Source organism: Sphingomonas pollutisoli (genome assembly GCF_029167165.1).
Taxonomy (GTDB): domain Bacteria; phylum Pseudomonadota; class Alphaproteobacteria; order Sphingomonadales; family Sphingomonadaceae; genus Sphingomonas; species Sphingomonas pollutisoli.
In genome coordinates this window covers 1-14532 of record NZ_JARFNJ010000005.1, presented here as the reverse complement: position 1 = coordinate 14532, position 14532 = coordinate 1, and the positions used below count along the sequence as shown (strand labels likewise).

Genomic DNA, 14532 nt, shown 5'->3' with positions numbered 1-14532 from the left:
ATGCCATGAATGAACCCCAACCCGTGTTTCCCCAAGATCCGAAGTGGCCGGGCGACGGCAGCAGCCGCGTTCCCTTCTGGGCCTACACCCGCGAAGACCTGTACAAGCGCGAATTGGAGCGCCTGTTCTATGCAAACCACTGGTGCTATGTAGGCCTGGAAGCCGAGATTCCGAATCCAGGCGACTTCAAGCGAACGGTGATCGGTGAGCGCTCGGTCATCATGGTGCGTGATCCGGATGGCGGCATCAACGTGGTGGAGAACGTCTGCGCCCACCGTGGCATGCGCTTTTGCCGCGAGCGCCACGGCAACGCCAAGGACTTCTTCTGCCCCTACCACCAGTGGAACTACAGCCTCAAGGGTGACCTGCAGGGCGTGCCCTTCCGCCGTGGCGTCAAGCAGGACGGCAAGGTCAACGGCGGCATGCCCAAGGACTTCAAACTCGAAGAACACGGCCTGACCAAGCTCAAGGTGGCCGCCCGAGGCGGTGCAGTGTTTGCCTCTTTCGACCACGATGTCGAGCCTTTCGAGGACTTCCTGGGCCCAACCATCCTGCACTACTTCGATCGCGTCTTCAATGGCCGCAAGCTCAAGATCCTGGGCTACCGCCGCCAGCGCATCCCGGGCAACTGGAAGCTGATGCAGGAGAACATCAAGGACCCCTACCACCCGGGCCTGCTGCACACCTGGTTCTCGACCTTCGGGCTCTGGCGCGCCGACAACAAGTCGGAACTGAAGATGGACGCCAAATTCCGCCACGCCGCGATGATCTCCACGCGCGGTCAGGGCGGCAAGAACGAGGAGGTCGTGTCCGGCGTGGACAGCTTCAAGGAGCAGATGAAGGTGAACGACCCGCGTCTGCTGGACATCGTGCCCGAGCCCTGGTGGGGCGGCCCGACCGCCGTGATGACCACGATCTTCCCCAGTGTGATCATCCAGCAGCAGGTCAACAGCGTATCGACGCGCCACATCCAGCCCAACGGCCACGGCTCCTTCGACTTCGTCTGGACCCACTTCGGCTTCGAGGACGACAACGAGGAGTGGACCCAGCGCCGCCTGATCCAGGCCAACCTGTTCGGCCCGGCAGGCTTCGTCTCGGCCGACGACGGCGAGGTGATCGAGTGGTCGCAGGAAGGCTTCGAGCAGAACCCGTCGCACCGCTCCGTGATCGAGATGGGCGGCCACGAGATCGGCGACACCGACCACATGGTCACCGAAACGCTGATCCGCGGCATGTACGACTACTGGCGCAAAGTGATGGGGGAGTGAACATGATCGACTTCAAGACGTACTTCGAACTGCTGAACCTGTACAGCGACTACGCCATGGTCTGCGACTCCGCCGATTGGGAGAAGTGGCCTGATTTTTTCATTGAGACCGGCACCTACCGCCTGCAACCGCGCGAAAACTTCGAGCAGGACTTGCCGCTGTGTCTGCTGGCGCTGGAGAGCAAGGCCATGATCCGTGACCGAGTGTACGGTGTCAAGGAAACCATGTACCACGATCCCTACTACCAGCGCCACATCGTAGGCACGCCGCGCGTGCTGTCGGTGGAGCGTGACGCGGATGGCGAGCGCATCACCGCCGAAGCCAGCTATGCCGTGATTCGCACCAAGTACGACGGCGATTCCACGGTTTTCAACGCCGGCTATTACCGAGACGTGATCGTGCGAACACCCGAGGGCCTCAAGCTGAAGTCGCGCCTGTGCGTGTACGACAGCGAAATGATTCCCAACTCCATCATCTACCCTATCTGAGAACGAATCCAATGAGCGAGAACTGGATCGACGCCGCCGCCCGCGACGAGGTGCCCGAGGGCGACGTGATCGGCATCAATATCGTCGGCAAGGAGATTGCCCTCTACGAGGTGGCGGGCGAGATCTACGCCACCGACAACACCTGCACTCACGGCGCCGCCCGCATGAGCGATGGCTTTCTCGAAGGCCGGGAAATTGAATGTCCTTTGCATCAAGGCCGATTCGATGTTTGCACGGGTAAAGCCTTGTGCACACCCCTGACACAGGACATCAAAACCTACCCCGTAAAAATCGAAAACATGCGCGTGATGCTCAAGCTGGACTAAAACTCTTTGCAGGAGGAAAGCCAAATCCGGAAATCACCCCACCCAACCCAATCACTACCCGTTTTCAAACAAGAGGAGACAAGCAATTATGAGTTACCAAAACTTAGTGAGTGAAGCAGGGCTGACGCAAAAGCACCTGATTCATGGTGACAAAGAACTTTTCCAGCATGAGATGAAGACCATCTTCGCGCGGAACTGGCTTTTTTTGACCCATGACAGTCTGATTCCCTCCCCCGGCGACTATGTCACAGCAAAAATGGGCGTCGATGAAGTCATCGTCTCCCGTCAGAACGATGGCTCCGTGCGAGCCTTTTTGAATGTTTGCCGCCACCGGGGCAAGACACTGGTGAACGCAGAAGCCGGAAATGCGAAAGGCTTTGTGTGCAGTTACCACGGCTGGGGTTTCGGCTCCAACGGTGAACTTCAAAGCGTTCCCTTTGAAAAAGAATTGTACGGAGATGCGATCAAAAAGAAGTGCTTGGGCTTGAAAGAAGTCCCGCGCGTCGAGAGCTTTCATGGCTTTATTTACGGCTGTTTTGATGCAGAGGCTCCCCCGCTCATGGATTATCTGGGTGATGCAGCCTGGTACCTGGAGCCCATCTTCAAGCACTCAGGCGGTCTGGAACTTGTAGGCCCCCCGGGCAAAGTGGTGATCAAGGCCAACTGGAAGGCGCCCTCGGAAAACTTTGTGGGTGACGCATACCACGTGGGCTGGACGCACGCATCGTCTTTGCGCTCAGGTCAGTCGATATTTACCCCTCTCGCGGGCAACGCCATGCTGCCGCCCGAAGGCGCGGGCTTGCAAATGACCAGCAAATACGGCAGCGGCATGGGGGTGTTGTGGGACGCTTATTCCGGCGTTCACAGCGCCGACCTGGTGCCGGACATGATGGCATTCGGCGGCGCAAAACAGGAAAAGCTCGCCAAAGAAATCGGTGATGTTCGGGCGCGGATTTACCGCAGCCATCTGAACTGCACGGTTTTCCCGAACAACAGCATTTTGACCTGCTCCGGCGTTTTCAAGGTCTGGAACCCGATCGACGAGAACACGACCGAAGTTTGGACGTATGCGATCGTGGAAAAAGACATGCCGGAGGAATTGAAAATCCGCTTAGCCGACGCGGTTCAGCGCACGTTCGGACCTGCAGGCTTCTGGGAAAGCGACGACAACGACAACATGGAAACCGAGTCGCAAAATGCCAAGAAATACCAATCCAGCAACAGCGATCTGCTTGCCAACCTGGGTTTCGGCAAGGACGTCTACGGTGATGAAGTATATCCCGGCGTCGTTGGCAAGTCGTCCATCGGTGAAACCAGCTATCGCGGCTTCTACCGCGCCTACCAAGCGCACATCAGCAGCTCCAATTGGGCCGAGTTCGAAAACACCTCCCGAAATTGGCACACCGAACTCACCAAGACGACTGATCGCTAATCCAGGAGCCAACCATGATGATCAATACCCAGGAAGACAAGCTGGTCTCCGCGCACGACGCCGAAGAATTTCATCGTTTCTTCGTCGGGCACGACAGCGATCTGCAGCAAGAAGTCACCACACTCCTGACCCGAGAAGCACATCTGTTGGACATTCAGGCCTACAACGCCTGGCTTGAACACTGCGTTGCCCCCGAGATCAAATACCAAGTGATCTCGCGAGAACTTCGCTCCACTTCCGAGCGTCGATACCAACTGAATGATGCGGTGAACATCTACAACGAGAACTATCAGCAACTGAAAGTTCGAGTTGAGCATCAGCTCGACCCGCAGAATTGGGCCAACAGCCCGAAGATGCGTTTCACTCGCTTCGTCACCAATGTCATGGCAGCCAAGGACACGGGTGCACCGGATCTGCTGCATGTCCGCTCCAACCTCATTCTCCACCGCGCCAGGCGCGGAAACCAGGTTGACGTGTTCTATGCAACGCGAGAAGACAAATGGAAACGTAACGAAGGTGGTGGCATCAAATTGGTCGAACGCTTTGTGGACTACCCGGAGCGCATTCTCCAAACCCACAACCTGATGATCTTCCTGTGAGCCCTGGGGATGCCTGCCTGGATGGCGGGCATTCGTGATTATTTTTAACGGAAATTTATTGACATGAACACACAGCAAGTTGTTGCCATCACTGGCGCCGGCTCGGGCATTGGTTTCGAGTTGGTTCGCTCTTTTAAGGCAGCCGGTTATCGCGTATCTGCACTCGTTCGCAACGAGGAGCAAGAGGCGGGTCTTCGCAGTGAATTCAAAGACGACATTGAGATCGTGGCGGGCGATGTCCGTGATCACGCCACCAATGAGAAGCTGGTTAAACAGACGGTTGCCAAGTTCGGGCGCCTGGATTGCTTCATCGGAAATGCCGGGATATGGGATTACATGCTGAGCATCGATGAGCCTTGGGAGAAATTCTCGGGCAGTTTCGACGAGATATTTGACATCAACGTCAAAAGCTATTTCAGCGGCATCAGCGCGGCCTTGCCGGAGCTCAAAAAGACGAACGGATCGGTGGTGGTGACGGCTTCCGTTTCTTCCTATGCGGTCGGTGCCGGCGGTTCTTGCTACATTGCCAGCAAACATGCGGTGCTGGGCATGGTCAAGGCTTTGGCCTACGAATTGGCTCCGCACATCCGGGTCAATGGCGTTGCGCCAGGTGGCACGGTCACTTCTTTGGCTGGCCCGGCAAGCGCTGGCTTCGACAAAACCAAAATGAAAGACATGCCCGGCATCGATGACATGATCAAAGGCCTGACTCCCCTGGGGTTCGCGGCAAGGCCCGAGGACGTGGTGGCACCGTACCTTTTGCTGGCCTCCCGGGAACAAGGGAAGTTCATCACTGGCACGGTGATCAGCATTGATGGCGGCATGGCGCTCGGCCGCAAGTGAATTTTTAACTGAAGCAAATTTATCAACCCCGTTCTCAGGAGACACCCCATGAAGACGAAATTGTTTATCAACGACGCCTGGATCGATTCAGGTGACAAAAAATACTTTGATCGGAAGCACCCTGTCAGTGGCGAGACCATGACCCAATGCGCGAATGCGACGGTGGCCGATGCGGGCAAGGCGGCTCAATCCGCCCAAGAGGCGTTCAAGTCCTGGAAGGCCGTTGGGCCTTCGGAGCGGAGGCGCCTTCTCTTGAAGGTGGCAGAGGTCATGGAGAGCAAAACGCCCGAGTTCATTAAAGTGATGGCCAAGGAAGTGGGCGCCTCCGCGCTATGGGCGGGGTTCAACGTGCACCTGTCGGCCAATGTGTTCCGGGAAGCCGCCTCACTGGCCACGCAAATACAAGGTGAAACCATTCCGACGGACAAGGCTGACACCCTGTCGATGACGCTGCGTCAACCGGTCGGCCCCATCTTGAGTATCGTGCCATGGAACGGCACCGCAGTGCTCGCGGCGCGGGCCATCGCGTATCCGTTGGTCTGCGGCAATACCGTGGTGTTCAAAGGCTCCGAGTTCAGCCCCGGCACGCACGCGTTGATCGCGAAGTGCGTACAGGAGGCCGGCCTGCCCGCTGGCGTGCTCAATTATCTGAACTCGTCCCCGGACCGCTCGCCCGATATCGCCGATGCGCTGATTTCGTCTAAAGAGATTCGTCGCATCAACTTTACGGGCTCCACTCGCGTGGGGCGCATCATCGCCCAGAAAGCGGCCCAACATCTCAAGCGCTGCTTGCTGGAGTTGGGTGGCAAGTCCCCGCTGATCGTTCTGGACGACGCGGACATCGACGCGGCGGTCAAGGCAGCGGTGTTTGGCAGTTTCCTGTTCCAAGGCCAGATCTGCATGTCCACCGAACGCCTGGTGGTCGACGAGAAGATCGCGGACGAATTTGTCGCGAAGTTCGTCGAGAAAACCAAGAAGTTGAGTGCAGGCGATCCGTGCGTGACCGGGGACTGCGTCATTGGTCCGATGGTGTCGTCCAACTCGGGGGACCGGATCAATGGCCTGTTGAAAGATGCCATCGACAAGGGTGCCAAGGTCGTGTGCGGTGGTATGGCCGAGGGTGCGGTCATGCCCGCCACGATCCTGGACCACGTGACAGCCGACATGCAGATCTACGATGAGGAAACCTTCGGTCCCATCACCGTGGTTATCCGTTGCAAGGGCGAAGCAGACGCCATCCGCATTGCCAATGACAGCGCCTACGGCCTGTCATCGGGCGTGTTTGGCCGGGACGTGAACCGGGCTCTGCGCGTGGGCATGGCGATCGAATACGGCTCGGTCCATATCAACGGGTCTACCGTGCAGAACGAGGCGCAGGCGCCTTATGGCGGCACAAAGGCCACCGGTTATGGCCGCTTCGATGGACGCGCGGTGATCGACGAGTTCACGGAGCTCAAATGGCTAACCATTGAACCGTTCGAACAGCAGTATCCCTTCTAAGCCGAAGCAACAAAGGAGTTAAACCATGAGCAAGCAAGCAGCAGTCATTGAACTAGGATACATGGGCATTTCGGTCAAGGATCCCGCAGCGTGGAAATCCTTTGCCGCGAACATGCTGGGGCTTCAAGTCCTCGATGAAGGTGACAAGGACCGCTTCTATCTGCGAATGGACAATTGGCACCACAGAATCGTGGTCCATCACAATGGTCAAGATGACCTTGAATACTTGGGTTGGCGTGTCTCCGGTCAACCGGAATTCGATGCATTGGGCCAAAAGCTCCAGGACGCAGGCTACAAAGTCCACGTGTGCGACAAAGCCGAAGCACAGGAACGCATGGTGCTGGGCCTGATGAAGACGGAAGATCCGGGTGGCAACCCGACCGAGATTTTCTGGGGACCCCGGATAGACCTGAACAACCCTTTCCACCCCGGTCGCCCCTTGCACGGCAAGTTCTTGACTGCTGACCAAGGCCTGGGCCACTGCATAGTGCGTCAGAGCGACGTGGAAGCGGCGCGCAAGTTCTACAGCCTGCTGGGCTTCCGTGGAGATGTCGAGTACCGCCTTCCTTTGCCCAACGGCATGACGGCTGAGTTGACGTTCATGCATTGCAATGCTCGCGATCATTCCATCGCTTTCGGTTCAATGCCTGCGGCCAAGCGCCTCAATCATCTGATGATTGAATACACTCATATCGAAGATTTGGGTTACACACACCAGCTTTTCACGAAGGAAAAGATTGACATTGCCTTGCAATTGGGCATCCATTCCAACGATAAGGCGCTGACGTTCTACGGGGCAACACCTTCCGGCTGGCTGATCGAACCTGGGTGGCGAGGCGCCCCCGCCATTGCTGAATCGGAATATTACGTCGGCGACATTTTCGGTCACGCCATCGAGGCCACCGGTTATGGATTGGACGTCAAACTGAGCTAGCCATGCAAAAGATGCGAAATCGATCGCATCTGTTTTTCCCATTCTGTTCCATATAACAAAAGGAGACAATGATGATCAAAGAAGCCATTTCCCTCGCAGGACTTGGGATGCTGATGCTCAGCACCGCATATGCCGAGGATTCCCGTTGGTCATATCGCATCGGCCACCAACGTAGCCTTCGATGCGAGCGCCAAAGTTTCGATTGACGGAACAAGGGTTCCGGGTGGAAGCGCTGACGCTAGTGACAACAACGCTTTGACATTTGACTTCGGCTACATCATTAACGATAACTGGAACGCGCGATTAATTTTTGGCATTCCACCCACCACAAAAGTGACAGGCGCAGGCACGCTGCCTCCGATTTTGCTCGGTCGTGTTCAATATGCTCCTGCGGTTTTGTCGGCGACCTACAACCTGCCGCAGATGGGATTGATTCGCCCGTACGTGGGGGCGGGGATCAACTACACCCGAATTCTGAAAAGCAAAGATGCCAATCTGACCTCATTCGATGCAGATCATGCGTGGGCACCTGTGCTCCACATCGGCGCGGAAGCCGACATCAACCGCGACTGGTTTGTCAGCTTTGATCTCCGCAAACTTTATTTGAAAACAGATGCATCTGGGTTTCTTGGCCCGCAAGTCGCCACGGCCCGCGTAACATTGAATCCGTTGTTGACCTCGATTGCGATTGACCACCATTTTTAAAGGATATTTGAATGACAAGAAAGACCAGCAAAGCGACGCGCCTGACTGCAGAGGATATTCAAGGCGCATGGGTCATTATGCCGACCCCGTCCACGCCGGATGCCTCGGACTGGCGCAGCACGCACACGGTTGATCTCGACGAGACGGCCCGGATTGTCGAGGAGTTGATTGCGGCCGGCGTCAATGGCATTCTGAGCCACGGCACCTTTGGCGAATGCGCGACGCTGACGTGGGAGGAGAAGCGGGATTTTGTTTCAACGGTCGTCGAAACCGCCCGTGGTCGAGTGCCCTACTTCTGCGGCACAACAGCCTTGAATACCCGTGAAGTTATACGCCAGACCCGCGAAGTGATGGACATTGGTGCCCAAGGAACCATGCTCGGCGTGCCGATGTGGGTGAAGATGGATCTGCCCACCGCCGTGCAGTTTTATCGCGATGTGGCGGAAGCGGTGCCAGATGCTGCCATCGCTGTTTATGCCAACCCGGAGGCTTTCAAATTTGATTTTCCTCGCCCGTTTTGGGCCGAAATGTCCAAAATCCCGCAAGTTGTTACAGCCAAGTACTTGGGCATCGGAATGCTGGACTTGGATCTGAAATTGGCTCCAAATATTCGCTTCCTTCCGCATGAGGATGACTATTACGCTGCGGCCCGAATCAATCCTGAGCGCATGACCGCCTTCTGGTCCAGCGGCTCCATGTGCGGTCCAGCGACTGCCCTCATGCTTCGTGATGCGGTGACACAGGCCAAGACGACCGGTGACTGGACCAAGGCCAAGGCCATTTCAGATGACATGCGCGCTGCCGACGCCACACTGTTTCCACGCGGCGATTTCTCGGAATTCTCGAAATACAACATTGGTCTCGAAAAAGCACGAATGGACGAGGCGGGTTGGCTCAAAGCGGGGCCGTGCCGGCCACCCTATACGCTGGTACCAGATGAATACCTTGCAGGTGCTCGAAAATCAGGCAACGCCTGGGCCGCACTGCATACCAAGTACGCCGAGGAATTGAAGAAAACCAAAACGGCAACCGGCTCGAAAAAGAAGTGAGGCGAGGCCAGGTCCTGAGTCAGATATCTCCGATCAGCAAAGCTGGCTGATCTGGGCGTCCTCTGGATTGGAGGAATCGGCGAGTATCAAATATGCGAGTACGCCGTAAAAGCGCCAAGAGCGCGGGATGTGGCGCTTGCCCTGAAGCAGCTCCACATTTCTGCCGTCTTTTTTTGGGAGAGCCTGAGCATGATGGTTGATTTTTATTTCGATTTTTTGAGCCCCTTTTCGTACCTGGCAAACCACCGTTTGTCGGTGCTAGCGGGGCGTTATGGATTCCCCATCCAGTATCACGCCATTGATTTGGCGCGAGCAAAGACGGCCATTGGCAACATCGGGCCGTCCAATCGGGATCTCAAGGTCAAGCTTGACTACTTAAAGGTGGATTTGCAGCGATGGGCCGATCTCTATAGGATTCCGTTGGTTTTCCCCCCTAACTTCAACAGCCGCCGGGTGAATGCCGGACTGTATTACCCGGCAGCCAGGGAGCGAGCCGCTGAATATGTTCGCCTTGTTTTCGATTCGGCTTGGGGGAAAGGGTGGGCACTGGATGCTGATAGCTTGCTGGCTGAGGTATGCGACAAGCTAAACTGGGATCTCGGTGAATTTGAAGATTTTTTGAACAGCGAAAATGCCGCCAAGGCATACGACGAAGAGACGCAGGCGGCCATTGACCGAAAGGTTTTCGGGGTTCCCACCGTGTTTTGGGATGATCAAATGTGGTGGGGAAATGACCGCCTTTTCATGCTTGAGAGCAGGTTGCAAAAGGAAACGCAACCATAAATTCTCAGTGCATCGATTTTTCTGATTTTTCAACCACGCCTTGATTTTAAGGAGTCTCATGAAGCTTTATTACAGCCCCGGCGCATGTTCATTGTCGCCTCACATCATCCTTCGTGAAGGTGGATTTGACTTTCAGCTAGAAAAGGTTGATCTCGGCACCAAGGTGACTGAGACTGGTGTTGATTACAAGACCGTCAATCCCGTGGGCAGTGTCCCCGCTTTGCAAATGGATGATGGGCAGGTGCTCACCGAAGGGCCGGCCATCGTTCAATACCTCGCTGACCGTGTGCCAGAAAAATGCCTGGCACCGGCAGCTGGCTCGCTGGAGCGTTACCGACTGATGGAATGGCTGAATTTCATCTCCACCGAATTGCATAAAAGCTTCGGAGCGCTGTTCAGCCCGGTGTTTCCACAGGATGCCAAGCCAGTCATCAAGGCCCAATTGGAAAGCCGTCTTGCCCATACCGAGCAGATGCTCGGTGACAAGGTTTGGGCCATGGGGAACGACTTTTCCGTGGTGGACGCCTACTTGTTTACTGTGCTTGGCTGGGGGGCTTACGTGAATGTGGACCTTTCGCCTTGGCCCGGCCTGCAAGGCTACCTCAACCGCGTGGCTGAACGTCCAGCAGTCCGGGCCACATTGTCGGCTGAAGGTTTGATCTGATTTTTTTAGAGAAATAAATAAAGCATGGCCAGCCTCCATGAGCGGCCAGCCATGCCGCGGGGCAGCCGTGGGCAGCGGCCTCGATCAAATTTCGATGCACACAGATTACGAGCCCCTTTTTCCGACTGCGGTCGGATTCAGAAATTGCCGATACTTGCTTTGGTCTGATCGAAGCGTGAGGGATATCGGCTTCCCCTATCCACATGCTTGATGAAGAGGAGCGTATCACCATGAGTCACGAACTTGGCCGACTGGAAGACCTGCCGCAGGACTACCGAGACGAACTCAAACAACTTAACCTGGTGCCGCTATGGCCCAGCCTACGCGCGGTGCTGCCGCCCAATGTCCCGACCCGCCAGACGCAGCCGACTTACTGGTCCTACCAGACGCTCAAGCCGCTGCTGCTCAAGGCCGGTGAGCTGACCCCCATTGAGAAGGCCGAGCGCCGCGTGCTGGTGCTGGCCAACCCCGGCCACGGCCTGGAGAAGATGCAAGCCAGCGCCGCCATATACCTGGGCATGCAGTTGCTGCTGCCCGGCGAGTGGGCGCCCAGCCACCGCCACACCCCCAACGCGGTGCGCATGATCGTGGAGGGCGAGGGCGCCTACACCACCGTGGATGGCGAGAAGTGCCCCATGAGCCGGGGTGACCTCATCCTCACGCCCACCGGCCTGTGGCACGAGCACGGCCACGACGGCAACGAGCCCGTGGTGTGGCTCGATGTGCTGGACCTGCCGCTGGTGTACTACATGGAGGCCAGCTACCACATCGACGGCGAGCGCCAGCAGGTCGACCCCGGCCGGGGCGACTGCGCCTGGACCCGTGCGGGCGTGGTGCCAACCCCCGTGTTCCAGCGCAGCGACAAGCGCTATCCTCTCTTGCGCTACCCTTGGGCCGACACCCGTGCCGCCCTGCTGTCGCTGGCGGCCGACCAGCCTGAGCAGGAATGCGTGCAGGTCACCTACGTCAACCCCGAAACGGGTGACGACGCCGAGAACATCCTGGGCTTCTACGCCCTGATGCTCAAGCCCGGCCAGACCCTGCGCCTGCCCGTGCGTTCGCCCGCCGTGGTGTTCCACCAGATCGAAGGCCGCAGCGAGGCGCGCATCGCCGAGTCCACCTTCGCCCTGAGGGAAGCCGATACCTGCTGCGCCCCCGGCTACACCGAGGTGACGCTGAAAAACCTCTCAGCCGACCAGCCGTCCTTCATCTTCATGGCCGACGAATCGCCCCTGCACCGCAAGCTGGGCGTCTTTGAAAACCGCGGCTGAGCCGCCGCGAAGCACCACACAACAGGAAAGCAAGTGAGCAACTACCTCTGGAACCCGCCTCCCGTCCAGTCTCTGCCCGTTCGTGGCAAGACCGAGCGCTTCCCCATCAACCGCATCTTCTGCGTCGGCCGCAACTACCACGCCCACGCGGTGGAAATGGGCCGTCCGGTCGACAAAAGCGTCGAACAAGCGTTCTACTTCACCAAATCGCCACAAACCCTGGTGGAAAGTGGTGCGACCGTGGCCTACCCGCCGCGCACCAGCAACTACCACTACGAGATGGAGCTGGTGCTGGCGATCGGCAAGCCCGGCTTCCGCGTCAGCGAAGACCAGGCGCACGAGTTGATTTACGGCTACGCCGCCGGCCTGGACATGACCCGGCGCGACCTGCAACTGGTGGCACGCGACAAGGGCCGCCCCTGGGACACCGGCAAGGACATCGAGGAAGGCTCGGTCTGCTCCGAGATCGTGCCGATGCAAGGCGTGGTGGTGGAGCAGGGCGCGATCGCCCTGGAAGTCAACGGCCAGACCAAACAGTCGTCCAACGTGGACAAGCTGATCTGGAACGTCCGCGAGATCATTGCCGACCTCTCCACCTACTACCACTTGCAACCCGGCGACCTGATTTACACCGGCACGCCCGAAGGCGTGGGCGCCGTGGTGGCGGGTGACAAGATCATCGGCCGTGTGGAAGGCATTGCCGAGATCAGCCTGACCGTCGGCCCGGCCGAGTGAGCCTGCACGCGATGAAGCTGTACAACTTCTGGCGCAGCGGCACGTCACACCGGCTGCGCATCGCGCTCAACCTCAAGGGCGTGCCCTACGAGTACCTGGCCGTGCACCTGGGCAAGGAAGAGCACCTAAAGGACGCCTTCAAGGCGCTGAACCCACAGCAGTTGGTGCCCGCGCTGGACACGGGCGCGCAAGTGCTGATCCAGTCGCCGGCCATCATCGAATGGCTGGAGGAACAGTACCCCACGCCCGCGCTGCTGCCGGCCGACGCCGACGGCCGCCAACGGGTGCGCGCGCTGGCCGCCATCGTGGGCTGCGACATCCACCCCATCAACAACCGCCGCATTCTGGAGTACCTGCGCAAGACGTTCGGCGCCGACGAGGCCGCCATCAACGCCTGGTGTGGCACCTGGATCAGCGCCGGTTTCGATGCCTACGAAGCACTGCTGGCGGTCGACCCGAAGCGCGGCCGCTACAGCTTTGGCGACACACCCACGCTGGCCGACTGCTACCTGGTGCCGCAGGTGGAAAGCGCCCGCCGCTTCCAGGTGGACCTGACGCCCTACCCCCTGATCCGCGCAGTGGACGCGGCCTGCGGCGAGTTGGACGCATTTCGGCGCGCCGCGCCAGCTGCTCAACCTGATTCGGCTTGACGAAAAATACGCCGCCTTCGCCCTAATAAACAGTTCGTAGCCCTGCCCAGTGACAAGTATCAATGAGCAATAGTGAAAATGTAAGGGGAAAGATTATGAAACATATTCTGACCCGACGAGCAGCCCTGAGCACTTTGGGCTCCCTTGGAATCGGGGGCCTTCCGGGCATGAGCTTGGCGCAATCCGGCCCTGGCGTGGCCACGATCGTGATTGGACTCGCCGCAGGCGGAGCGACCGATATGGCTGCCCGCCGGTTGTCTGAGGGAATGCGCGGTGCCTATGCTTCCAGTGTGCTCGTCGACAACCGCACGGGGGCGGGTGGTCGAATTGCGATCCAGCATGTTAAGGCCGCGGCACCAAACGGCGCGACACTTCTGCTGACGCCTGCATCCATGATGACGCTATACCCTCACACGTACAAAGATCTGGGATATGACCCGGTCAAGGACTTTGTGCCGGTCGGTATGGTTTCGACAAGCGAGGTTGGGTTTGCGATCGGGCCCGCTGTCCCGGAATCGGTTGGTAGCCTCAACGACTACTTGGCCTGGATCAAGAGTAACCCTGATTCTGCCACGTTTGGCCATGGTGCCACCGGCTCTGGACCGCATTTCTTGGGCGAGCTGCTCGGGCGGCTTTTGGGCGTGAAAATGGTGCAGACAGGCTTCCGCGGTTCCCAGCCTGCGATTGTGGACCTGTTGGGGGGGCACATCCCGGCGGTGGCCGCGCCCTTGGGTGAGTTCCTCCCTCACATGAAGACCGGCAAGATCCGGGTGCTGGGCGTGACTGGCGCCAACCGCTCTCGTTTCCTGACCAACGTCCCGACCTTCAAGGAGCTCCACATCGCCTTGAGTGAGATGACCGAGTGGTTCGGGGTATTCATGCCCGCAGGCACGCCCGCGCAAGCGGTCCAGCAAGCCAGCGCTGCCATGAAGTCGGCTGTTGCAAACCCGGAACTGGTCAAGGCCTACGCCATGATGGGCATGGAGGCTGGTTGGAGTTCGCCTGAAGGCTTGTCCGATCGATTGAAAAACGACATCAAACGCTGGCAAGCAGTCGCTGAGAAAATTGGTTTTACCGCGCAGTCTTGAGCAGAGGGGGGGCACCATGATCAAACGCCGTGAGTGGATGAAAGCCGCGGGATTTGCCACCTTATCGCTCGGCACTGTAAGAAGCGTCAAAGCCCAACCGGTACCAAAATTACTCAAGATGGCTCTGTTGCAAAAATCGTGAAGCTTGAGCATGCTTGGCGGAGATTGGACGGACGGAACGATGACGGATTTCAAGT

At 58.0% G+C, this 14532-nt stretch carries 17 protein-coding genes; all 17 read left to right on the top strand.

Going from position 1 to position 14532, the window contains the following annotated elements; translation table 11 throughout:
• The first annotated feature begins 5 nt into the window (after positions 1-5).
• Positions 6-1268, top strand: a complete 1263-nt coding sequence (nagG, locus tag PX554_RS11960) for a salicylate 5-hydroxylase large oxygenase NagG (protein WP_034303855.1) — start codon at positions 6-8, stop codon at positions 1266-1268.
• A gap of 2 nt (positions 1269-1270) precedes the next feature.
• Positions 1271-1756, top strand: coding sequence for a dalicylate 5-hydroxylase small oxygenase NagH (gene nagH, locus PX554_RS11955; RefSeq protein ID WP_034303854.1), 486 nt, complete (start codon positions 1271-1273; stop codon positions 1754-1756).
• 11 nt (positions 1757-1767) lie between these two features.
• Positions 1768-2082 (top strand): naphthalene 1,2-dioxygenase/salicylate 5-hydroxylase systems ferredoxin NagAb, encoded by a 315-nt coding sequence (gene nagAb / locus PX554_RS11950; protein ID WP_034303853.1) that lies wholly within the window; start codon positions 1768-1770, stop codon positions 2080-2082.
• Positions 2083-2170: 88 nt separating this feature from the next.
• Positions 2171-3514 (top strand): naphthalene 1,2-dioxygenase system large oxygenase NagAc, encoded by a 1344-nt coding sequence (nagAc, locus tag PX554_RS11945; protein WP_084385043.1) that lies wholly within the window; start codon positions 2171-2173, stop codon positions 3512-3514.
• Between the two features lie 14 nt (positions 3515-3528).
• Entirely contained in the window at positions 3529-4113 is a 585-nt protein-coding gene (gene nagAd / locus PX554_RS11940) for a naphthalene 1,2-dioxygenase system small oxygenase NagAd (RefSeq protein WP_275502018.1), read from the top strand.
• A 63-nt stretch (positions 4114-4176) separates the two neighbouring features.
• Positions 4177-4956, top strand: a complete 780-nt coding sequence (gene nagB / locus PX554_RS11935) for a 1,2-dihydroxy-1,2-dihydronaphthalene dehydrogenase NagB (protein WP_034301428.1) — start codon at positions 4177-4179, stop codon at positions 4954-4956.
• Between the two features lie 48 nt (positions 4957-5004).
• Positions 5005-6456 carry an aldehyde dehydrogenase gene (locus PX554_RS11930; protein WP_067736879.1) on the top strand — a complete coding sequence of 484 codons (1452 nt, stop codon included), beginning with the start codon at positions 5005-5007 and terminating at the stop codon, positions 6454-6456.
• 25 nt (positions 6457-6481) lie between these two features.
• Entirely contained in the window at positions 6482-7390 is a 909-nt protein-coding gene (nahC, locus tag PX554_RS11925; RefSeq protein WP_067736881.1) for a 1,2-dihydroxynaphthalene dioxygenase, read from the top strand.
• 129 nt (positions 7391-7519) lie between these two features.
• A complete protein-coding gene (locus tag PX554_RS11920) occupies positions 7520-8095 on the top strand; it encodes an OmpW/AlkL family protein (protein ID WP_275502013.1) in 576 nt (191 codons plus the stop codon).
• Between the two features lie 11 nt (positions 8096-8106).
• Complete coding sequence (locus PX554_RS11915) at positions 8107-9144, top strand: dihydrodipicolinate synthase family protein (protein ID WP_011801861.1); 1038 nt, start codon at positions 8107-8109, stop codon at positions 9142-9144.
• 129 nt (positions 9145-9273) lie between these two features.
• Positions 9274-9927, top strand: coding sequence for a 2-hydroxychromene-2-carboxylate isomerase (locus PX554_RS11910; RefSeq protein WP_217998759.1), 654 nt, complete (start codon positions 9274-9276; stop codon positions 9925-9927).
• A 58-nt stretch (positions 9928-9985) separates the two neighbouring features.
• On the top strand, positions 9986-10591 hold the full coding sequence (gene gstA, locus PX554_RS11905; RefSeq protein WP_026437506.1) for a glutathione transferase GstA: 606 nt from the start codon (positions 9986-9988) through the stop codon (positions 10589-10591).
• 230 nt (positions 10592-10821) lie between these two features.
• Positions 10822-11862, top strand: a complete 1041-nt coding sequence (locus PX554_RS11900; protein WP_228771123.1) for a cupin domain-containing protein — start codon at positions 10822-10824, stop codon at positions 11860-11862.
• 33 nt (positions 11863-11895) lie between these two features.
• Complete coding sequence (locus tag PX554_RS11895) at positions 11896-12597, top strand: fumarylacetoacetate hydrolase family protein (protein ID WP_026437508.1); 702 nt, start codon at positions 11896-11898, stop codon at positions 12595-12597.
• Positions 12598-12608: 11 nt separating this feature from the next.
• A complete protein-coding gene (maiA, locus tag PX554_RS11890; protein ID WP_026437509.1) occupies positions 12609-13247 on the top strand; it encodes a maleylacetoacetate isomerase in 639 nt (212 codons plus the stop codon).
• Positions 13248-13342: 95 nt separating this feature from the next.
• Positions 13343-14335, top strand: coding sequence for a Bug family tripartite tricarboxylate transporter substrate binding protein (locus tag PX554_RS11885; protein ID WP_034303884.1), 993 nt, complete (start codon positions 13343-13345; stop codon positions 14333-14335).
• Positions 14336-14351: 16 nt separating this feature from the next.
• Positions 14352-14477 carry a hypothetical protein gene (locus PX554_RS11880; RefSeq protein WP_275502011.1) on the top strand — a complete coding sequence of 42 codons (126 nt, stop codon included), beginning with the start codon at positions 14352-14354 and terminating at the stop codon, positions 14475-14477.
• The last annotated feature ends 55 nt before the right edge of the window (positions 14478-14532 follow it).